We start from the raw sequence: 22142 nt of genomic DNA on the forward strand, positions 1-22142 counted from the left end.
CACCCGGTCGATGCCGGTGACTTTCTCCGGTGCGGTCATGGCTTCGGTGACCGAGAAACCGGACTCGGCGGCGATCAACGGTTCGACCTCGGCGATCGTGGCGGCGAACACCGGTTCGTTTTCCAGCAGGTCCTTGCCCATCTCGGCCCATTGCGAACCCTGACCGGAGAACACCCAGACCGGCCCGCGGTCGTCCTGGCCCACTGCGGGCGGGTAGGGCGTCTCACCGTCGGCGACCTCGCGCAGTGCCGCGCCCAACTCGTCGGCGGTGCCGGCCAGCACCGCAGTACGCACCGGCCGATGCCCACGCCGGCGCGCCAGCGTGTACGCCAGATCCGAAACCGCGAGATCGTCCTGAACATCGATCCAATCGGCAAGGCGCCCGGCGGTTTCGCGCAGCGCCTCCTCTGAACTCGCCGATACCGGGAACACCAGCACGCCGTCCAGACCGCTGTGGCCGTCCGGGTGCACCGGTTGGCCTTCGGGTGTGGGTGCCTGCTCCACCAGGGCGTGCACGTTGGTGCCCGACATGCCGTAGGACGACACCGCAGCCCGGCGCGGCTGACCGTCATTGCTGATTGGCCAAGATGTAACCTGTTGCGGCACAAAGAGATTGGTGTCGATCTCGGCAATGGTGTCCGGCATGGTGTTGAAGTGCAGGTTCTGCGGGACGACCCCGTGCTGCACGGCCAGAATCGCTTTCATCAGTCCGAGCGCGCCGGCGGTGGACTGGGTGTGGCCGAAGTTGGTCTTCACCGACCCGACGGCGCAAGGGCCGTCGATGCCGTAGACCGCGGCCAGGCTGGCGTATTCGAGCGGGTCACCCACCGGGGTGCCGGGGCCGTGCGCCTCGACCATCCCGACGGTGGCGGGGTCGACGTCGGCGGCAGCCAATGCCGCGCGGTAGACCGCCTCCTGCGCCTCGGCCGACGGCGTCACGATGTTGACGGTGTGGCCGTCCTGGTTGGCGGCGGTTCCCCGCACGACGGCCAGAATCCGGTCACCGTCGCGGCGCGCATCCGCGAGGCGCTTGAGCAGCAGGACCACCGCGCCCTCGCCGGAGACGAAACCGTCCGCTTCGACGTCGAACGCATGGCAGCGACCGCTGGCCGACAGCATGCCGTTGGCCGAACCGGACGCGAACCGGCGCGGTTCGAGCATCGCGTACACGCCGCCGGCGAATGCCAGGTCACTCTCGCCCTCGCTCAGGCTGCGAGCGGCCAGGTGTGCGGCGAACAGGCCGGAGGAGCACGCGGTGTCCACGGAGACGGCCGGGCCGCGCAACCCCAAGGCGTAGGAGACGCGACCGGAGGCCATGCAGGAGTTGGTGCCGGTATTGCCGTACGGACCCTCCAGGGTGCCGGTCTCGGCTTGGACGAACTGGTAGTCGGCGTGGGTGAAGCCGATGAACACTCCGGTCAGCGAATCAGCCATCTGGGCCGGGGTGAAGCCGGCATGTTCCATGGCCTCCCACGAGGTCTCCAGCAGCAAACGGTGCTGGGGATCCATGGCGATGGCCTCTCGTTCCGATATGCCGAAGAAATCGGGATCGAAGTCACCGAGGTTGTCCATGAACGCGCCCCACTTGCAATGGGAACGCCCCGGTACACCCGGCTCGGGGTCGTAGTACTCGTCGATGTCCCAGCGGTCGGGCGGAACCTCGGTGACGAAATCCTCGCCCCGCAGCAGTGCTTCCCACAGCTGGTCCGGTGAGGTGATCCCGCCAGGCAGCCGGCACGCCATCCCAACCACAGCAACCGGTTCCACGCGTGTCCTATCCACGGTTGTTCTTCATCTCCTTCGCCGCACGGTGATGAGCTCGTGATGAGCTCTTGCCCGCGCCTGGGCAACCGGCAGCAGCGAATGCACCGATCGACCCCCACACTTCAACGGCAACGTCATAGTTGGCGTGATCAGCAGCGTAGCCGCTCGGCCCGACTCGTCATGGAAAATCGTGCGTACGTACAAAAAAAGATGATTCCGCCGACGCCCGCGCGGCAACACGGCCAGCGGGTTTCCAGTGTCAGACGCCAGTAAACTGCCTGATCACGGCGCTCAGGCGCCGGGAGGGGGAGTGCCGGCGACGGTCCGGGAGGACAGGCGCCCGATCTGGCCTTCCCTACCTGACGTCGAGGTTCGACGCACTACGCGGGGGTCTGAGACCGCAGCCGGGCCGGGCCGCCGGGCAGCGAAAATTCGCGGCCATCGGCCACGCGGCGATAGACCGATCGCAGGGTCTGTAGGTACCGCTCGATGGATTCATACGCAACCGGATTGCTGGGGAAGGACGCAGTCACGGTGGTTTCGTCGTGGAACTTGTTGACCCACATGCAGACCCGCGCGGCGATCCGGCCGTCGCTGAATGCCCGGCTGTTCATCCGGCCGAGCTGGGTGGCGATCACCGCGGACAACGGCGGCACGCCACCATCCAGGAACGACAGCATCGGGAAGCCACTGCCCGGCACCGGCTTGTGGAGCCAGGGTGCCAGCTCCAAAACCCGCTCGAACGGCACACGGGCCAGGTGGGTCCTGGAATCGAACGCCATCTGGGCACCACGGGCTGTGTCGCCGAAGGTAGAGCTGACCGGGACGGCGAACGGGACGTGCCCGATGAACCAGCCCGTGGTGAGGAATTCGGCGGGTGTGCTGCGGGTTCCGATGGGCGTGACGGCGTAGTAGGTGTCTGAACCTGTCAGTTCGTATTGGGTCAGGGCCGCGCAGGCGAACACACCTCCGCTGAACCGGGCACCGGCCTTGGTGCAGACGCCTTCGAATCGCGCGGTTTGATCGGCATCCAGCAGCCGTAGCGACAGCACTTCACCGCTGGTCAGCGTCGCGGTGTCGCCGAGCGGCAGTGGAAACGAAGGCAGTGAGCCGCCGTTGTCCTCGAAGAACTCGACCCACTGGCGGATCTCCAGCGATTGCAGCGACAACGCCGAGGTGTAGGCGCGCTCGCGCAGGCAATAGTCGGCATAGCTGCCGGCCGGTGGAAGCGCGATCGGCCCTTCGCCGTCCATCAGGGCGTTGTACATGGCCCGGATCTCTTCGAAGACCCCGCCGATGAACATCGGATCGACGTGCAGATGGTCGACACTGATGCATACGGTGAAGTGGTCGTCGCGCTGAATGATCGCGAATCGGAAGCAGTCCCATTCCACGGGGCTCGGCGTCGCCAGGAGATGGTGCCGCCATTGCTGCGGCGTCAGCCGGCCGCGCTCGACCGCCGATAGCTCGATATCGGCGGGATCGGCAATCGTGCGCCGGACGATACAGTCCCCGTCGGTGAACTCGAACCAACTGCGATAGGTGTCGTGTCGACGCAGGTGAGCGGTGAAGACGTAGGTCATGGCACGGATGTCGCATTGGCCGCTGATATCGAAGGCGATCACCAGCAGCCGCGACATATCCAGCCCGCGCAGCCGTTGTTCGCGGAAACCCCGCAGATGCCGGGCCTGGATATAGCTCGGCGGCACCGCACTAGCCGGTGCTTGCCGCGCCTTGCGCAGCGATTCCGGTGTAGGGCTCCAGACCCACACCGAGCCGGGTGTTGGGGCCCAGTCACCGACGGTCCCGAGACCCAGGTGGCCCATGACGACCAAATCGCGCTCCTCTTCGCCGCTCTCAGGGTATTTCGTACCGGCGGCGGACCCTCACATTGACACCGGAGCGTCCTGCAGGGGTGCGAGTTTCTCCCCGAGCCGGTGCGCCAAGTCCCGGACGGTGGTGATATCGGTAGAGCCGAAACGTATTCCGGTTTCCGTCTCGATTCGAGTGCGTAGCTCCAGGTTTCCGAGCGAGTCGAGACCGTACTGTGAAAGCTGCCGGTCCGGATCGACACTGCGGCGCAAGATCAGGCCGACGTGTTCGGACACCAAACGTCTTAGCCGGGCCGGCCATTCGTCGCAGGGCAGCCCCAGCAGGTCGGCGCGGAACCGCATGATTTCGCTGCCGTATTGCCCGTGCGGCCCAGTGGCACGGAACATTTCAGCGAACACGGAACGTTCGGTCAGGGCGGTGAGCCACGGGGATCCCGACGTCGGGGCGTAGCCGGTGTAGCAACGGGTGTGGCGTAGCAGGGTGTCGAATGCGTGCGCGCCCTCGTCGGGAGCGATCATGGTGGTGTCGCCGTAGTCGGCCAGTGCTGCGGCGCAGCCGATTTCGGCCCACGCTCCCCAGGCGATGGCCGCGGCCGGCAGACCGCGAGCACGTCGCCAGTGGGCAAAGCCGTCCAGCCAGCTGTTCGCCGCGGCGTAGGCTCCCTGCCCCGGGGAACCGAAGAGCGCCGCCGCCGAGGAGAAGCAGCAGAACCAGTCCAGTGGCTGCTCGGCGGTAGCTTGATGAAGGTTCCACGCGCCGTGCACCTTCGGAGCCCAGTCCCGGTTCAGCAAGTCGTCGGTGATGTTGGCCAGGGTCGCGTCTTCGACCACTGCGGCCGCGTGCAGCACACCGCGCAACGGAATCCCGGTGGCGGTCGCCACCGCGACCAGCCGGTCTGCGGTTGCCGGGTCAGCGATGTCTCCGCATTGGACCACCACATTCGCACCGGTTGCCCGGACGAGTTCGATTGTCTCCAAGACGTTTTGACTTGGCGCTGAGCGTGAGTTGAGCACGATGCGGCCGGCACCGGCCGCCGCCATCTGTTCGGTGAGGAAGAGTCCGAGACCACCCAGGCCGCCGGTGACGATGTAGGAACCGTCCCGGCGAAATGCCGGAACCTGTTCCGGTGGCACCGCGACGGTGCTGCTCGCGGTGCGCGGGATGTCCAAGATCAACTTGCCGCTGTGTTCGGCGGCGCTCATCGACCGAATAGCAGTGGCCGCGTAGGCCAGTGGGTAATGCTGGCATTGCGGCGACGGCAAGGCCGCCTCGGCGGTGAGTCGGTATACCTCGCTCAGCAAGGCGTGCACGCGTTGCGGGTGGGTACGGGCCAGCAAGGCCAGGTCGACGGCGTGCAGGGAGAGGTTGCGCCGGAAGACGAACAGGCCCAGCTTGGTGTCGCCGTAGATGTCGCGTTTGCCGATCTCGACGAAGCGGCCGCCGAAGGCCAATAGGTCCAGCCCGGCCCGCTGGGCGGCACCAGTCAGCGAGTTCAGCACGATGTCGACGCCGTAACCGTCGGTGTCGCGGCGGATCTGATCGGCGAACCGGGTGCTGCGGGAGTCGTAAACGCGGTTGATTCCCATGCCGCGCAGCAAGTCTCGGCGTTTCGTGCTGCCTGCCGTGGCATAGATCTCGGCTCCGGCGGCGCGCGCGATGGCGACGGCCGCCTGCCCGACTCCGCCCGTGGCGGAGTGGATGAGCACGTGGTCGCCGGCTTTGATCCGCGCCAGCTCGTTCAGGCCGTACCAAGCGGTGGCTGTCGCGGTGGTGACCGCGGCGGCCTGCTCGTCAGTCAGTCCAGGTGGCAGCGGCACCGCCAGTGTGGCGTCGCAGGTGACGAATGTCGCCCAGCAGCCGTCGGGTGAGATCCCGCCTACACGGTCGCCGATCTTGTGTTCGGTGACGTCGGGTCCGATCGCGGTGACGATCCCCGCGAAGTCCAGGCCCAGCTCTGGTGGTCGGCCGTCGAAGGATGGGTAGCGGCCGAATGCGGTGAGTACGTCGGCGAAGTTGAGGCTGGACGCGTTGACCGCGACCTCGATCTGCCCCGGACCCGGCGGAATTCGCCCGGTCCGGACGAGCTCGATTGTCCGGAGGTCGCCGGCCGCACGGATACGCACCCGCGCGCCGTCACATCGGTGGTCGGCCACGGTGGTCATCCGCTCCTCTGGGCGCAGCGGAGCCGGGCACAGACGGGCGGTGAACCACTGGTTGTCCCGCCACGCCGTCTCGTCCTCGTCGATGCCCGAAAGAAGTTGGGCCGCAATGAGTTCCGCACGAGTATGGGCGTCGACGTCGATGTGAGTGGTGCGCAGGTAAGGATGTTCGGCGCCGATCGCCCGCAGCAAGCCGCGCAGACCAGCGTGCGAAAGGTTGACCTGGTCCTGCGGCAGCACCGCCTGGGCGCTGCGGGTGATGACGTAAAGCCGGGGCGCCTCGTCGCGGATGTCGGGCAATTCGCGCGCGATGTGGATCACGTCACGGACGACGCGGTTGCTGTCTTGCGGCTGCATCGGCTGTATCGGTGGCCCGGCGAGCACAGCCACGCCGTGGTATCCGCCGGTTGCGAGCTCGGAGCGCAGCACGCCGGCATCACGCCGCCAGCGCATTACGGTGCAGTGCGCGCCATCTCGTCGCAACGCGCCGGCAACCGCGCCCGCCTCCCGGTCATCGCCCGAAGTCGTTATCAGCAACCAATTTCCGGCCGGCCCCCGTACCGCTGGTAGTTCACGCAGCTGCCAGTCGATGGTCAGCAGGCGCTCGCCGAGCAACCGGTCGCGGTCGGCGCGCTCGGACCGACCGGTGCCCATCAGCAGGCCCCGCACCGCCACCACCACATTCCCGCGTTCGTCCATGACGTCGATGTCGGCCTCGACGTTGCCGCCGCAGACGGTCACCGTGGTGTAGCAGTGGGTTGCGTTCCACGAGGAGCGCGACGCGTAGGAACGCAGTCCGCGCACGCGCAACGGCAGCAGCAAGCCGCCGTATCCCATCGCTCGAACGGCGGGGTGGGCCGCCACGGACTGGAAGCAGGCGTCCAACAGTGCGGGGTGGAGGACATACCCGCTTTGTTGGGCGCGGATCGAGCGGGGCGGAGCGATCTCGCAAAGCACGCTGCTGACGGCGCCCTCGGCCACGAACGCCGCGGCCAGACCGCTGAACGCGGTTCCTAGCCGCACGCCGCGCTGGCCAAACCACTCGCGCAGGCCGTCGCCGTCGAGGCGGCGCGGATGAGCCGCCCGCAAAGCGCCGAGGTGGTGGGCGGGGGGTGGATCGGCCACGGCTGGGCGCAGGGTTGCGCTCACACGCCGTACTTGTCCTGCACCCGCGCCGGTTTCCCCCTTGCCCGCGCCGGTTTCTACTAGGCCCGCGTCGGTTTCCGCCAGGCCCGCGTCGGTTTCTACTAAGAAGGTGACGTCGCCGGATAGCTCCACTGTCGCGGTGGCGCCGATCGGAGTTTCGTCGTCGAGCAGGAGCATTTCTTCGAATCGGATGTCCCGGATCTCGCAGCGCTTGCCCAGCACCACGGCGGCCGCGGCCAAGGCCATCTCGCAGTAGGCCGCGGCGGGCACGGCGGCAACGTGGTTGATCTGGTGATCGGCCAGCCACGGCAGCTTCGCCATCCCTATGTCGCCCTGCCAGGCGTGTCGCTCCGGCTGTTCCATCAGGCGTACGTGCGCACCCAGAAGTGGATGCGCAGCACCGCTATTGGCGGACTTGTCGGTTGCCTGACGTGCGGTGGCAGTGAGCAGCAAGTGCCGGTTCGCCCATGCCGGCAGCGGCGCGTCCACCAGTTGCCCGTCCGGGAAGAGCCGGCCGAAATCCGGCGCCGCGCCCGCGTTGTGCAGATCGATCAGCAGGGGCCGCAGGCCGTCCGGTGCCGGCTGCCCGCGCCGCATTGCCGCGATGGCAGCCACCGGCATGTCCAGGCCCGCAGCTGTTTGCTCGACTGCACGGGTCAGCAGTGGGTGCGGGGACAACTCGCCGAACACCCGGTGCCCATCCTCGAGAGCAGCCCGCACCGCTGCGGCGAAGCGGACCGTATGCCGCAAGTTATCCACCCAGTAACGGGCGTCGCAGGTCGGTTGTTCGCGCGGGTCGAACTGCGTCGCGGAGTAGTAAGGGAGTTGCGGCGGTTGCGGTTTCAGGCCGAGTAGCACATCGGAGAGTTCGTCGAGGATCGGGTCGACCTGGGGTGTATGCGACGCGACGTCGACGGCGACCTCGCGGGCCAGGACGTCGCGTTCTGCCCACATCGCCACGAGTTGGCGAACGGTCCGGGTTGTGCCGCCAATAACAGTGGACTGCGGCGATGCGACGACGGCGATGACCACGTCCCGGATGCCGCGCCGGGACAGTTCCTCGCGGACCTGTTGCGCGGGGAGTTCTATCGCCGCCATGGCGCCGCCACCGGCGAGGCGGGTGCACAGCCGCGAGCGGCGACAAATGACCCGCACACCGTCTTCCAGCGACAATGCGCCCGCAACGACGGCCGCGGACACTTCTCCGAGCGAGTGCCCGATCACCGCGCCGGGCCGCACCGCATGGGATTCCATCGCCGCGGCCAACGCGACCTGCATGGCGAACAGTGTCGGTTGCACGCGGTCGATGCCGGTCACGGCGTGCGGTGCGGTGATGGCTTCGGTTACCGAGAAGCCGGATTCCCGCGCGATCAGGGGTTCCAGCACCGCGACGGTGGCGGCGAAAGCCCGCTCGGTGGTGAGCAATTCGGTACCCATCGCCGCCCACTGCGAACCTTGTCCGGAGAAGATCCACACCGGTCCGCTGTCGTCACGGCCGACGGCGCTGTGCAGCGGATCGTCGGCAGCGGCGAATTCGCGCAGCCGCTGGGTCAGTTCCGTTGTGGTGCTTGCGATCAGCACGGAGCGCACCGGGCGGTGCGTGCGTCGGCGCGCCAGGGTATATGCCAGATCCGACGGCGCGACGTCGTGGCTCTCGGTCCAGTCGGCCAGCCGCCGAGCCGTCTGTCGCAACGCGCCGGCTGAGCTGGCCGAGATGGGGAACAACCGTGCCGGTGCGGTGTCAACCAAGTACGGCCGCGGCGTGGGTTCGGGTGCCTGTTCGAGAATCGCATGCGCGTTGGTGCCCGACATTCCATACGACGACACCGCGGCCCGTCGCGGGCCACGTTTATTCGGCCATGCTGTAACGGTCTGCGGTACAAAGAGTCCGGTGTCGATCGCGGCCAGTTCCTCGGGCAGCGCGGTGAAGTGTGCCATCGATGGCACCACGCCGTGCTGCAGGGAGAGAATCGCTTTGAGGACTCCCACCGCACCCGCAGCCGCCTCCGTATGGCCGAGGTTGCTCTTGGCCGAACCAACCGCACAGGAACTGCCGGCGGCACCGTAAACTGTTGCCAGACTTGCGTATTCAATCGGATCGCCCAATGGGGTCCCGGTGCCGTGTGCCTCGATCAAGCCGACAGTCGTGGGGTCGACGCCGGCTGTGGACAGCGCGGCCCGGTACACCGCGACCTGTGCGTGCGGTGCTGGTGCGGTGATGGTTTCAGTGCGACCGTCCTGATTTGTCGCGGTGCCTCGTATCACGCCGAGGATGCGGTCGCCGGCGCGCAGTGCGTCGGGCAGACGCTTGAGCAACAGCATGACGCAGGCTTCCGAACGGACGAACCCGTCGGCCGCGGCGTCGAACGTCCGGCATCGCCCGGTGGGGGAGAGCATGCCCAGTCCGGACGCAGACGCATACATCTGTGGTTCCAGCATCACCATGCAACCACCGGCCAGGGCCAGTTCGCTCTCCCGGTCGTGCAGGCTGCGGCACGCCAGGTGCACCGCGACCAGGCTGGACGAGCAGGCGGTGTCCACGGTGATCGACGGACCACGTAGCCCGAGGGCGTAGGACACCCGCCCGGACGCCATGCTCATCGCGGTGCCGGTGAACCCGTAAGCGTCGCCCAATGCGCCCGCCGCATTGGTGACGTGGGCGTAGTCGTCATGGCAGATCCCAACGAACACGCCGGTGAGCGAGTCGTTCAGCGAGTTCGGCGGCAGCCCGGCGTGTTCCGCCGCTTCCCACGAGGTCTGCATGAGCAGGCGGTGCTGGGGATCGATCGAAGTGGCCTCGCGCTCGCTGATGCCGAAGAACTCGGGGTCGAAACCGGCGACGTCGTCCAGGAAACCGCCCCAGCGCGAGACCGAGCGGCCCGGCACGCCGGACTCCGGGTCATAGTGGTCGTCGGGGTCCCAGCGTTCGGTCGGCACCTCGGTGATCAGATCGTCGCCGCGCAGCAGGGCTCCCCAGAATTTGTCCGGGGAGTCAATGCCGTTGGGGAGTCGGCAGGCCATGCCGATGACTGCGACCGGGGTGGCCTGTCGCTGATCCACTCGGTCATCTTCGCTGTTCAGCACCATGTGGCCGGGCATCAACGCGCCGATGTTTTTGTTGCGGCCAGGACGCGGGCCGGGCTGACTTCCGGCATACGGACCACGTGAGCGGTCCTTCTGCAGGTAGTGTGCGATCCCGTGGTTGGCTCCTCTATTCCTGCGATCCTGCGCGAGCGCGCAAGCCTGAATCCCAACGGCCGCGCCCTCACCTATGTCGACTTCGACCAGGACTGGGAGGGCGTCCCGGAGACGTTGACGTGGGCGCAGCTGCACCGGCGCACCCTCAATGTGGGTGAGCAGATCAAGGGATCCGGATCGGCCGGCGACCGCGCGTTGATCCTTGCCCCGCAGGGTCTCGAGTATGTTGTCGGGTTTCTCGGCGCGTTGCAGGCCGGGATGATTGCGGTGCCGCTCTCGGTTCCACATGGCGGCGCCCACGACGAGCGAACCCTTTCGGTCCTCAGCGACACCTCGCCCACGGTGGTGCTGACCACGTCGGCCGCGATCGACAACGTCCGGGAATGCCTCGACCCGCACGCGGGAGAACGTGCGCCGGCGCTGATCGAGGTGGACCGGTTGGACCTGGACGGCCGCCCGCCGTCGTCGCGGCCGGTGCGTGGCGCCGACGAGGGATCGACGACTGCCTACCTGCAGTACACGTCGGGATCGACCCGTACCCCGGCCGGCGTCACGGTGTCGAACGACAATGTATTCGCGAACTTCGGCCAGATCATGGGCGACTTCTTCGTCAACGAGGGCGGAGCCCCACCGGCGGATCTCGATGTGGTGTCGTGGCTGCCGCTGTACCACGACATGGGTCTGCTTCTCGGAACGATCATGCCGGTGCTGGCCGGCCGGCACACGCTGCTGACCAGCCCGGTGGCTTTCCTGCAACGACCGGCCCGCTGGATGCAACTGCTCGCGCGCCACGGTGTGACGATCACCGCCGGCCCGAACTTCGCCTTCGAGATCGCGGTGCGCAAGACCTCCGACGAGGACATGGCCGGACTCGATCTCGGTGCTGTCCACAGCATGCTGAACGGCAGCGAGCGAGTGCAGCCCGCTACATTGCAGCGGTTCGCCGACCGGTTCGCCAAGTTCGGCCTGACCCCCAAGTCGCTGCGGCCGGCATACGGGATGGCCGAAGCGACGGTATACATCGCTACCCGCCGACCGGGTGATCCACCCGAGATCGTGGATTTCGACACTCAGGAACTGCCGGACGGCAAAGCCCTGCGAGTCGAACGCGGTAGCGGCACACCGCTGGTCAGTTACGGCGTGCCGACGTCGCAGCTGGTTCGTATCGTCGACGCCGATACCAGAGTCGAGTGCCCGGAAGGCTCGGTCGGCGAGATTTGGGTGCAGGGCGGCAACGTCGCATCGGGCTATTGGCAGAAGCCCGACGAAAGCGCGCACACATTCGGCGCAACGATCGTCGACCCGCCGGAGGGCACCCCGGAGGGGCCCTGGTTGCGGACGGGGGATTCGGGCTTCTACTCCGGTGGCGAGTTGTTCATCATGGGCCGCATCAAGGACCTGCTGATTGTCTACGGGCGCAACCACTCTCCGGACGACATCGAGGCGACCATTCAGGAGATCAGCGCCGGCCGCTGCGCGGCGATCGCGGTTCCGCAGGATGGGGTGGAGAAGCTCGCCGCCATCATCGAGATCAAGCAGCGCAAGGACGAATCCGCCGACGATCTGGCCGAGCGGTTGGGTGTTCTCAAGCGCGACATCACTGCCGCGATCTTCGATTCGCACGGCCTGAGCGTGGCCGACCTGGTGCTGGTGTCGCCCGGTTCGATTCCGATCACCACCAGCGGCAAGATCAGGCGGCAACAGTCGGTGCAGATGTATCAGGACAAGGCGTTCGCCCGGTTGGACGCCTGATCGAATTCCATGACCCACGCCAATAATCCGCCTCGGATACCGCTGCTGCCAGTCGAGGAGGCCAAGGCTGCCGCCGACGAAGCCGGCGTACCTGATTACATGGCCGAGTTGAGCATCTTCCAGATGCTGCTCAACCATCCGCGCCTGGCCGGGGTTTTCAACGATCTGCTCGCCACCATGCTGTGGCACGGGAGCCTCGACCGCAGACTGCGCGAACTGGCGATCATGCGGATCGGCTGGCTCACCGGCTGCGACTACGAGTGGACCCAGCACTGGCGGGTCGCCTCGCGTCTCGGGGTCTCGGCCGACGATCTGCTCGGCGTGCGGGATTGGCAGGCACACAACGGGTTCGGCGCCGCTGAGCGGGCGGTGCTGGCCGCCACCGACGACGTCGTGCGCGGCGGCGTGGTGAGCGACGCGAGCTGGGCGGCGTGTGAGCGCGAATTCGGCGGCGACAGAACAGTTCTCATCGAGCTGGTCACCGCCATCGGGGCGTGGCGGATGGTGGCTTCGATCCTGCAGAGCCTGCGGGTTCCGCTGGAGGAGGGCGTAGCTAGCTGGCCGCCCGACGGGCGGTCGCCCGCGTCGGCGTAGCGTCGGCGGCATGCGAACCAGGGTGGCCGAAATGCTCGGCGTCGAGTTTCCAATCTGCGCGTTCAGCCATTGCCGCGACGTCGTGGCCGCCGTGACAAATGCGGGCGGGTTCGGGATTCTGGGGGCAACGGCGCACAGCCCGCGCCGGCTGGACAGCGAGCTGACCTGGATCGAGGAGCAGACGGGCGGCAAGCCGTACGGGGTGGACCTGCTACTACCGCCCAAGTACGTCGGCGCCGATGAAGGCGGCATCAACTCGAGACAGGCGCAGGGCCTGCTGCCCGAGGAGCACCGCGCGTTCGTCGATGAGTTACTGGACCGCTACGGCGTCGCCGCACCGGCCTCCGACGAAGAGCCGATCCGGGGTGGGCTCAATATCTCGCCCAAAGGCTACGAACCGTTGCTCGAGGTGGCATTTGCACACGACATCCGTCTGATCGCCAGCGCGCTCGGGCCTCCGCCGCACGACCTAGTGGAACGAGCGCACAACCAGGACGTCCTGGTGGCCGCGCTGGCCGGCACCACCGAACACGCGCGCCGGCATGCAGCCGCCGGTGTGGACCTGATCGTCGCGCAAGGCACCGAAGCTGGTGGGCACACCGGCGAAGTGGCGACCATGGTGTTGGTTCCCGAAGTGGTCGACGCGGTAGCGCCCACACCCGTGTTGGCCGCGGGTGGCATCGCCCGCGGCCGCCAGATCGCGGCGGCATTGGCACTGGGAGCCGAGGGCGTGTGGTGTGGATCGGTGTGGTTGACCACCGAAGAGGCCGAAACGGCGCCGGTGGTCAAAGACAAGTTTCTGGCCGCGACGTCCTCGGACACGGTCCGGTCCCGATCCATGACTGGCAAACCGGCGCGGATGCTGCGCACGGCCTGGACCGAGGAATGGGAACGGCCGGAGACGCCCAACCCGCTGGGCATGCCGCTGCAGACCGCATTGATCACCGATTCGCAGATCCGCATCAACCAGGCCGCGGCTCAGCCCGGGTCCAAGGCTCGCGAACTCGCGACGTATTTCGTCGGACAGGTGGTCGGCTCGCTGGACCGGGTGCGGCCGACCCGCGCGGTGGTGCTGGACATGGTGGAGGAGTACATCGAGACCGTGGGGCGCCTGGAAGGGCTTTCCGACGCCTGAACAAGACCGCGCGTGCCGACTGTGACCTTCCCCACATGGCCTGCCCGACGGTATCGGTGCAGTTCAGAAGCTTGGGAGTGGGCTGCCCGGATGGGGTTTGCGCACAGATCGCGAATCTGCGGAGTGCCGCGTTGACCGAGCCGGGTCGGTCGTGCATGATCGGTCAGGCAAGCACCTCGTTAGGTGAGGCGGCTACACGAACATAGGCCACTGACCCCGAACGTCGAAAGACGCCCCGGGTCAGGACAGCTCCTCCCGGATTAAGGGTTGAGCCCAGGTGGCTTCCGGTTTACCGGACACGTCGGGTAGTGCCGAAGCTCTGACGAGTGGGGTGCGGATTTTCCGGCGCGATCGCCGGAATTCTGTTCTCCTTGAAGTGCGCGCACAGACTGCGCGGGTATCGCGTGTCGTGACCGAGAGGAGGTGAGGGACGCATGAGTTCCAGTGGCAGTCCGGGTCGATATCCGGACGTTTCGTCCCTGACCGGTCTCCGGCGCGACGCTCTCGGCTGAGTCGTCACACACCTTCCACGCGCGGAACCGCAACGGGATGGGACTTACCAAGATTCTTTTGAGGTCCACCTGTCACCGTTTGGTTTCCCGCTAGGAGGCGATCATGACCGCTGCTCTGTACGACGAAGTAGTAACCGTTCCCGCTGCGCCCCACCTGCACGTGGTGCGCGACCTTCCCGTCGCCGAACTGCCCAAGAAGGCACCCAAGAAGGTGCCCAGCGGCGTCGAGGCTGCATTCAGCATGGGTGGCGACCCGCTGGTTGACGGGGCTGCCCGCCTGCTCACCGTTCCGCTGCGGCACATGTACGCCGCGCTGTGGCGCATCGGTGTGCTCGAGGTGCAGGCGTAACGCCATGGAAAACGGCATCGAAAACGGCATGGAAAGCGCGCAACCCAAGACTCCGAGGGGTTAGCCGACTTCAGGTACGCCTGCGGCCGGCTAACCCCTCGGAGTCCATTAGAATCAGCACATTGGCGTCGATCCGGCCATCACCGGGGAGCTTTCGGAAGAACAGCCTTACTGGCTCAGTAGAACCGAACGGGTAGGCCCGTCACAGCCTGTTCAGAGCGGTCATGCGTCAGCGTGGCAAGCGGGGTGGTACCGCGGCGTTCGCGCAAAAGCGCATCGTCGTCCCCGTGCCCGAACTGCCGAGGCACCGGAGACGACGCGTGACGAATAACCTGGATGGCGAGGCGCACACGGCCTATCCCAAGCTGGCCAGCGGCGCACCCGACTTTCCCGCACTCGAACTCGAAGTGCTCGACTACTGGTTCCGCGACGACACCTTCCGCGCCAGCATCGCCCGGCGGGAGGGGGCCGCGGAGTACGTGTTCTACGACGGGCCGCCGTTCGCCAACGGTCTGCCGCACTACGGGCATCTGCTGACCGGCTACGTCAAGGACATCGTGCCGCGATACCGCACCATGCGCGGCGACAAGGTGGAGCGCCGATTCGGTTGGGACACACACGGTTTGCCGGCCGAACTCGAAGTCGAACGCCAGTTGGGCATCACCGACAAGTCCCAGATCGACTCGATGGGGATTGCCGAATTCAACGACGCCTGTCGTGCATCGGTGTTGCGCTACACCGACGAATGGCAACAGTATGTGACCCGTCAAGCCCGCTGGGTCGACTTCGACAACGATTACAAGACACTCGATCTCACCTACATGGAGTCGGTGATCTGGGCGTTCAAACAGCTGTGGGACAAGGGCCTGGCTTACGAGGGCTACCGGGTGCTGCCGTACTGCTGGCGCGACGAGACGCCGCTGTCCAACCACGAATTGCGCATGGACGACGACGTCTACCAGAGCCGTCAGGACCCCGCACTCACCGTCGGATTCAAGGTGGTAGGTGGTGACTCACACAATGGACTCGGCGGCGCCTACCTGCTGATCTGGACGACGACGCCGTGGACCCTGCCGTCGAATCTGGCGGTAGCGGTGAACCCCGGCGTGAGTTATGTGGAAGTGCAGGCCGGAGATCGGCGCGTGGTGCTTGCCGAGGCGCGGCTGGGTGCCTATGCGCGCGAACTCGGTGAGGAGCCCGAGGTGCTGCGGGTGTTTCCCGGCTCGGATCTGCTGGGCACCCGGTATCTGCCGCCGTTCCCGTATTTCATGGACGCGGACAACGCTTTTCAGGTGTTACCCGGTGAATTCGTCACCACCGAGGACGGCACCGGCCTGGTGCACATGGCACCCGCCTACGGCGAGGACGACATGGCGACCACCGACCCGGTCGGCATCGTGCCGGTCACTCCGGTCGACGCGAAGGGCCGCTTCGATGCGTCCGTGCCTGATTACCAGGGACAGCACGTCTTCGACGCCAACCCGCAGATCATTCGCGACCTGAAGAACCAGAGCGGCCCGGCGGCGGCCAACGGCGCGGTGCTGCTGCGCCACGAAACCTACGAGCACCCGTACCCGCATTGCTGGCGTTGCCGCAATCCGCTGATCTACCGTGCGGTCTCGTCGTGGTTCGTGCGGGTGACCGAGTTCCGCGATCGCATGGTGGAACTCAATCAGCAGATCACCTGGTATCCCGAGCACGTCAAAGACGGGCAGTTCGGCAAATGGCTGCAAGGCGCCCGCGACTGGTCCATCTCGCGAAACCGCTACTGGGGCACGCCGATTCCGGTGTGGAAGTCCGACGATCCGGCGTTCCCCAGGATCGATGTCTACGGCAGCCTGGACGAGCTGGAACGCGACTTCGGGGTACGCCCGGACAACCTGCACCGTCCCTACATCGACGAACTCACCCGGCCCAATCCCGACGACCCCACCGGCAACAGCACCATGCGCCGCATCACCGATGTGCTCGACGTGTGGTTCGACTCCGGTTCGATGCCGTACGCCCAGGTGCACTATCCGTTCGAGAACGCGGACTGGTTCGACAGTCATTACCCGGGTGACTTCATCGTCGAGTACATCGGGCAGACCCGGGGCTGGTTCTACACGCTGCACGTGCTGGCCACCGCGCTGTTCGACCGGCCGTCGTTCAAAACCTGTGTCGCACATGGGATCGTGCTCGGGTCAGACGGCCAGAAGATGAGCAAGTCGCTGCGCAACTATCCGGACGTGACCGAGGTGTTCGACCGGGACGGCTCGGACGCGATGCGGTGGTTCCTGATGGCCTCGCCGATCCTGCGCGGTGGCAACCTGATCGTCACCGAGCAGGGTATTCGCGACGGTGTGCGCCAGGTGTTGCTGCCGTTGTGGAACGCCTACAGTTTCCTCGCCCTGTACGCGCCGAAAGTCGGTACCTGGCGCACGGATTCGACGCACGTGCTGGACCGTTACGTCTTGGCCAAGCTGACGGTGCTGCGTGACGGACTGACCGCCGCGCTGGATGTGTGCGACATCTCCGGGGCGTGCGAGCAACTGCGCCAGTTCACCGAGGCATTGACGAATTGGTATGTGCGACGGTCGCGTTCCCGGTTCTGGGTGGAAGATGCGGACGCGATCGACACCTTGCACACGGTGCTGGAGGTCACCGCTCGGCTGGCCGCTCCGCTGCTGCCATTGATCACCGAGCTGATTTGGCGCGGTCTGACCAGCGGACGCTCGGTGCATCTGACGGACTGGCCACAGGCTGCCGAACTGCCCGCCGATGCCGACTTGGTGGCCGCGATGGATCAGGTCCGCGAGGTGTGTTCGGCGGCGTCCTCGTTACGCAAGGCCAAGAAGCTACGGGTACGCCTGCCGTTGCCGAAATTGACTGTGGCGGTGGAGGATCCAGAGCGGTTGCGGCCATTCACCGACCTGATCGGGGACGAGCTCAACGTCAAGGAAGTCGAGCTGACCGATGCCATCGACAGCTACGGACGCTTCGAGCTCACCGTCAATGCGCGGGTCGCGGGGCCTCGACTGGGCAAGGACGTGCAGGCGGCGATCAAGGCCGTCAAAGCCGGCGAGGGCGTGGTCAACCCGGACGGCACCCTGACCGCGGGTCCGGCGGTCCTGCAGCCCGAGGAATACAGTTCCCGGCTGGTGGCCGCCGACCCGGAATTCACCGCGGCGCTGCCCGGCGGAGCGGGGCTGGTGGTGTTGGACGGCACGGTGACGCCCGAGCTGGAGGCCGAAGGTTGGGCCAAGGACCGCATCCGCGAACTGCAGGAGCTGCGCAAGACGACCGGGCTGGACGTCTCGGATCGCATCCGCGTGGTAATCGCGGTACCCGAAGAACGCGAAGCTTGGGCGCGTGCGCATCGCGACCTGATCGCCGGCGAGATCCTGGCCACCGCTTTCGAATTCGGCGACCCAGCGGAGGGCGTCGACATCGGCGACGGGGTGCGGGTGGCGATTTCTCGCGCTCAGGCCTAGCTCAGGCCTAGCTGGGCCTGGCTCTACAGACCCAGGATGCCGCCGCCACCCAGCAGCGGCGGAAGGGACGTCGTTCCGGTTCCGCCGGTCAGGAGCGGCAGTCCGGGCAGCGAAGGCAGACCAGGCAGCAACGGTGGTAAGCCCGGCAAGGCGGGCAACCCCGGCAGGCCGCCGAGTCCGCCGAGCACGCCGCCCAAGTCCGGCAGGCCGCCGAGTCCGCCGAGCAGGCCGCCCAAGTCCGGCAGGCCGCCGAGTCCGCCCAGCACGCCGCGCAGTCCGTCCACCACGCCGGCTAGGTTCGGCAGCGAACCGATTCCCGGCAGAACCACTTCCGGCAGCGGAACGAGCGGGCCGAGTATCGGCGGTGCACCGATCGCCTCGGCCAGTTGTTGTGGCGCGTACAGCAGCAGACCGGGCAGAATGCCGCCGGTGGGGGTGCCGCCGAGTGGGACCGACAACAGCGGAGTCGGGCTGGCTAGTGGATTCGACACCAGCGTCGTGACGTCGAGTGGGGTGAGGATCCCGCCCAGCGGAATCTGCGCCGTCAACGGCACCGTAACTCCGCCGACGCCGCCTACAAGCGGAAGACTGACCCCGGGCAGGCTCAGACCGAAGGAGACTTGGCCGTTCAGGAACCCGTCGGTGACGACCGCCGGGGCGGTGAGGACTGCCACCAGCGCGCCGAACCCGTCCCCGCTCTGGATCGCGCTGCCGAAGGCGCTAGCGACAGAAACGATCGCGCTGCCCGTGGTGATCGGCGAACCGATGGCGTCGATGCCGAGCGCAATCGGGAACCCGAAGAACGCTGCCCCGAGTTCCATGGTGCCGAGTTGATTCAATCCCACTGTCAATGGATTGATGTTGGTGCCGACGGAGTAGGAGAAATCGGTAAGGGTCGACAGCACGTTGACGAAGTTCTGTCCGATTCGGGCGGGTATTGACGCAATGGGCGCTAAATCAGCCAGGATCGTGGCTGCCCCAGCGCCGGCGCTCAAATGTTGCCCGGCGTCCGAGAAGGCCGTCGCGATGATGTGCCCATAGTTCGATTGGTTGGTGATGAATTGGCGCAGGAACGGGAATGGGTTGGCGGCCAAGCCGTTGCCGAGGCTCTGAAGATTGTTGATGGTATTGGACACGAGCCGTTCGTACGGCCCGGTGATAGCGGCCAAACTCACCGGCGTCGGGCCCGGGGCGGGCCCGATCAGTCCCGGCAGCAGGGCGTTGAGGTTCGGCAATGCGGGGAGGCCGGGCAGGCCGCCGGTGAGCAGGCCGAGGCCGCCCAGCAGGCCACCGGGGTTGAGCGCGCCGGTAAGGCCGTCCAGGATCGACGCGGCTGGCAGAGCGCCCGCGGCGGCGGGTGCCGCGGCAGCCAGCAGGCTCTCGACGATTGCGGTTTCACTGTTGAGATAGGCGGCGACGCTCGAGTTCAACGCTCGGAGGAACTGTCCGTGGAACGCCTGTGTTCGGGTACTTATTGCCTGAAATTCTTCGCCGAACTGGCCGAAAACCCTGGCGATGGCGGCGGAGATCTCGTCCGCAGCCGCCGGGGCGATGGACGTGGTGGAAGCTGCGACCGTTTCCGAAACTTCGGTTAATGCCGATCGGATGCCTGCCAATTCCTGGGCAGCAACTTCAATCCACTCTGGAGCAACAACAAGTGACATAGCCATCTCCCTCGACCAGTGCCAATAGCTGACCGCACGTGCGCTCAAAGAGGTAATGGCCGGGAAACACGCTATTAAACATGCGTATACCGCAATATTTCTGTCGCGGTGACGTTCTCCTCGGCATCTCCCGGGTTTGAAACCCGGATGGACCGTTCGGAACCCCGCTTGCCCGGGGCACACGACAGGCATGCGGTGCCCAATAACATCAAGACTCGTGGAGTCCCGTTGGGTGCTGCACCTGGACATGGACGCGTTCTTCGCCTCCGTCGAGCAACTCACCCGGCCGACCCTGCGGGGGCGTCCGGTGCTGGTCGGCGGACTGGGCGGGCGGGGTGTGGTAGCCGGGGCGAGTTACGAAGCGCGGGTGTTCGGCGCCCACTCGGCCATGCCGATGCACCAGGCCCGTCGTCAGGTCGGGGTCGCGGCGGTGGTGCTGCCGCCGCGTGGGGTGGTCTACGGCGTGGCCAGCCGCCGGGTGTTCGACACCGTGCGCAGTCTGGTGCCGGTAGTGGAGCAGCTGTCCTTCGACGAAGCGTTCGGTGAACCGGCTCAGCTGGTCGGGGCGTCTGCGGCCGACGCCGAGGCGTTTTGCGAGCAACTGCGCCAACGGGTCCGCGAGACGACCGGTCTGACGGCATCGGTTGGCGCCGGTTCGGGGAAACAGATCGCCAAGATCGCCTCCGGGCTCGCCAAGCCCGACGGGATCCGAGTGGTGGGTCGCGACGAGGAACTGGTGCTGCTCGGCGGACTACCGGTACGGCGGCTGTGGGGCATCGGCCCGGTCGCGGAGGAGAAGTTGCACCGACTCGGCATCGAAACGATCGGGCAACTGGCGGCACTCACCGACGCCGAAGTCGCCAACATCCTGGGTGCCACTATCGGGCCGGCGCTGCACCGGCTGGCCCGCGGCATCGACGATCGTCCCGTCGCCGAACGGGCCGAGGCCAAGCAGATCAGCGCCGAGTCCACCTTCGCCACCGACCTGACGACCCTCGACCAGCTACGGGAAGCGATAGAACCGATCGCCGAACACGCGCATCGTCGGCTGCTCAAGGATGGCCGCGGGGCGCGCACCGTCACCTTGAAACTGAAGAAATCCGACATGAGCACGCTGACCCGCTCGGCCACCCTGCCCTACGCGACCGGCGATGCCGCCGCATTGACCGCAGTGGCACGCCGATTGTTGTTGGATCCTGTGCAGATCGGGCCGATTCGGCTACTCGGCGTTGGCTTTTCGGGCCTCAGCGATGTCCGGCAGGAGTCGTTGTTCTCCGATCTCGACCTGACGCCGGAAACGGCGCTGGACACGACGCCCGAGCCGCATCAGGATTTCGAGACCATCCGGGCCGCGCTGCTGACCGGGCGCGACGAAGGGTCGTGGCGGGTCGGGGACGACGTAGTGCATCGCGACTTCGGGCACGGCTGGGTGCAAGGTGCGGGGCACGGTGTGGTCACTGTGCGGTTCGAGACCCGCCGTTCGGGGCCGGGCCAAGCCCGAACCTTTCCACTCGACACCGGTGACCTCGTCGCGGGCAACCCGGTCGACAGCCTGGACTGGCCCGAGTACGTCGACCAATTGCGAGACGAGGAACCGTCACCCCCAGCGGTCGATGACGTCGGCGACGGGTAGGCCCGCGGCCAGCGCGGCCATCAGCAGTACCCGGGCCTGCGGGGGCGACAGTTGCGGCACCATCACGGCACCTGCCTGCACCAGGTCGTGGCCGGGTCCGTAGCCGGCGCTCACTCGCCCGCTGGGCACCCGGGTGGACACCGCCACCGTGACCCCGGCGCGACAGAGTCGCCGGACACCTTCGACGACGGCGGCCCCGGCATTGCCGGAGCCCAGCGCCTCCAACACCACCGCCCGCGCACCGGCCGCGGCAAAGGCGTCCAGCGCGACGGCGTCACTGCCCAGATACGCCGCCGCGATGTCGACCCGCGGCGCCTGGGCCGCCCGGACGGCACCCACGAACGGCCGAATCTTGGCCTCGGTCAACGCAACATCGTTGGTGGCCGTCCCCACCAGATGCCCGGCGAAACCAGTGAGGTCCTGCGTCGCGGCTTTGCGTAGCCCCAACGGCTGCAGCACCCGCCCGGCGAAACACACCAGCACGCCCAGCCCGCGGACGGAAGGGTGGGCCGCCACCATCGCCGCGGCGCGCAGGTTGGCCGGGCCATCGGCGTCCGGCGCGTCGGCACTGCGCATCGCCCCGGTCAGCACCACCGGCACCTCACCCGAGTACGTCAGCTCCAGCCACAAGGCGCTCTCTTCCATGGTGTCGGTCCCGTGCGCCACCACGATTCCGTCCGGGCCCGCCGCGATCGCGGTGTCCATCGCGTCACGAATCCGGTCCCAGTCCGGGGGTGTGAGTTCGGAGCTGTCGACCGCCATCAGGTCTATGACGTCTATGACGTCTATGTCGCCTATGACGTCACTGACGAGTCCCCTGGTGAGGTCCGCGCCCGAGTGAGCGGGCCGGCGCACTCCGTCGGCGCCGGTAGTAGTCGAAATGGTCCCTCCGGTTGTGATTACGGTGACGCGTCCCATCAGGGGATCATC

11 protein-coding genes and 1 riboswitch are annotated in these 22142 nt (G+C 66.8%); of the genes, 6 read left to right on the forward strand and 5 right to left on the reverse strand.

The annotated features are described in order from the left end of the window. The 3 genes from A5636_RS19095 to pks2 all read right to left on the reverse strand — a co-directional run. Nucleotides 1–1743 (reverse strand): type I polyketide synthase (locus tag A5636_RS19095; RefSeq protein ID WP_253900650.1); only part of this gene is annotated, 1743 nt, incomplete at its 3' end. Between the two features lie 401 nt (nt 1744–2144). Further along, entirely contained in the window at nt 2145–3590 is a 1446-nt protein-coding gene (locus A5636_RS19100; RefSeq protein ID WP_065160208.1) for a condensation domain-containing protein, read from the reverse strand. A gap of 60 nt (nt 3591–3650) precedes the next feature. Beyond that, on the reverse strand, nt 3651–9962 hold the full coding sequence (pks2, locus tag A5636_RS19105; protein WP_437339845.1) for a sulfolipid-1 biosynthesis phthioceranic/hydroxyphthioceranic acid synthase: 6312 nt from the start codon (nt 9960–9962) through the stop codon (nt 3651–3653). A 138-nt stretch (nt 9963–10100) separates the two neighbouring features. Between pks2 and A5636_RS19110 the strand changes: the two genes are divergently transcribed. The 5 genes from A5636_RS19110 (at nt 10101) to ileS (ending at nt 17915) form a co-directional block, all read left to right on the forward strand. Beyond that, on the forward strand, nt 10101–11852 hold the full coding sequence (locus A5636_RS19110) for an AMP-binding protein (protein ID WP_065160403.1): 1752 nt from the start codon (nt 10101–10103) through the stop codon (nt 11850–11852). A 9-nt stretch (nt 11853–11861) separates the two neighbouring features. Then, nucleotides 11862–12446, forward strand: a complete 585-nt coding sequence (locus A5636_RS19115) for a carboxymuconolactone decarboxylase family protein (RefSeq protein WP_065160209.1) — start codon at nt 11862–11864, stop codon at nt 12444–12446. Nucleotides 12447–12456: 10 nt separating this feature from the next. Beyond that, entirely contained in the window at nt 12457–13581 is a 1125-nt protein-coding gene (locus tag A5636_RS19120) for an NAD(P)H-dependent flavin oxidoreductase (RefSeq protein ID WP_065160210.1), read from the forward strand. Between the two features lie 168 nt (nt 13582–13749). Then, nucleotides 13750–13919: riboswitch (M-box (ykoK) riboswitch) on the forward strand. 277 nt (nt 13920–14196) lie between these two features. Further along, nucleotides 14197–14442: an Rv1535 family protein gene (locus A5636_RS19125; protein WP_065160211.1), complete on the forward strand. Its 246-nt coding sequence runs from the start codon at nt 14197–14199 to the stop codon at nt 14440–14442. A gap of 224 nt (nt 14443–14666) precedes the next feature. Continuing rightward, nucleotides 14667–17915 (forward strand): isoleucine--tRNA ligase, encoded by a 3249-nt coding sequence (ileS, locus tag A5636_RS19130; RefSeq protein WP_081287881.1) that lies wholly within the window; start codon nt 14667–14669, stop codon nt 17913–17915. Between the two features lie 23 nt (nt 17916–17938). Here the strand turns inward: ileS and A5636_RS19135 are convergent, their stop codons facing one another. Further along, nucleotides 17939–19579, reverse strand: a complete 1641-nt coding sequence (locus tag A5636_RS19135; protein ID WP_172827273.1) for a PE family protein — start codon at nt 19577–19579, stop codon at nt 17939–17941. Nucleotides 19580–19811: 232 nt separating this feature from the next. On the opposite strand from A5636_RS19135, the gene A5636_RS19140 reads away from it, so the two are divergent. Next, nucleotides 19812–21212 (forward strand): DNA polymerase IV, encoded by a 1401-nt coding sequence (locus A5636_RS19140; protein WP_065160406.1) that lies wholly within the window; start codon nt 19812–19814, stop codon nt 21210–21212. Here A5636_RS19140 and A5636_RS19145 read toward each other — a convergent pair. Beyond that, nucleotides 21177–22130 (reverse strand): asparaginase, encoded by a 954-nt coding sequence (locus A5636_RS19145; RefSeq protein WP_065160405.1) that lies wholly within the window; start codon nt 22128–22130, stop codon nt 21177–21179. The two genes, A5636_RS19140 and A5636_RS19145, sit on opposite strands and share 36 nt — an antisense overlap. Nucleotides 22131–22142: the final 12 nt, after the last annotated feature.

This window comes from Mycobacterium asiaticum, from assembly GCF_001673315.1.
Lineage (GTDB): Bacteria > Actinomycetota > Actinomycetes > Mycobacteriales > Mycobacteriaceae > Mycobacterium > Mycobacterium asiaticum_B.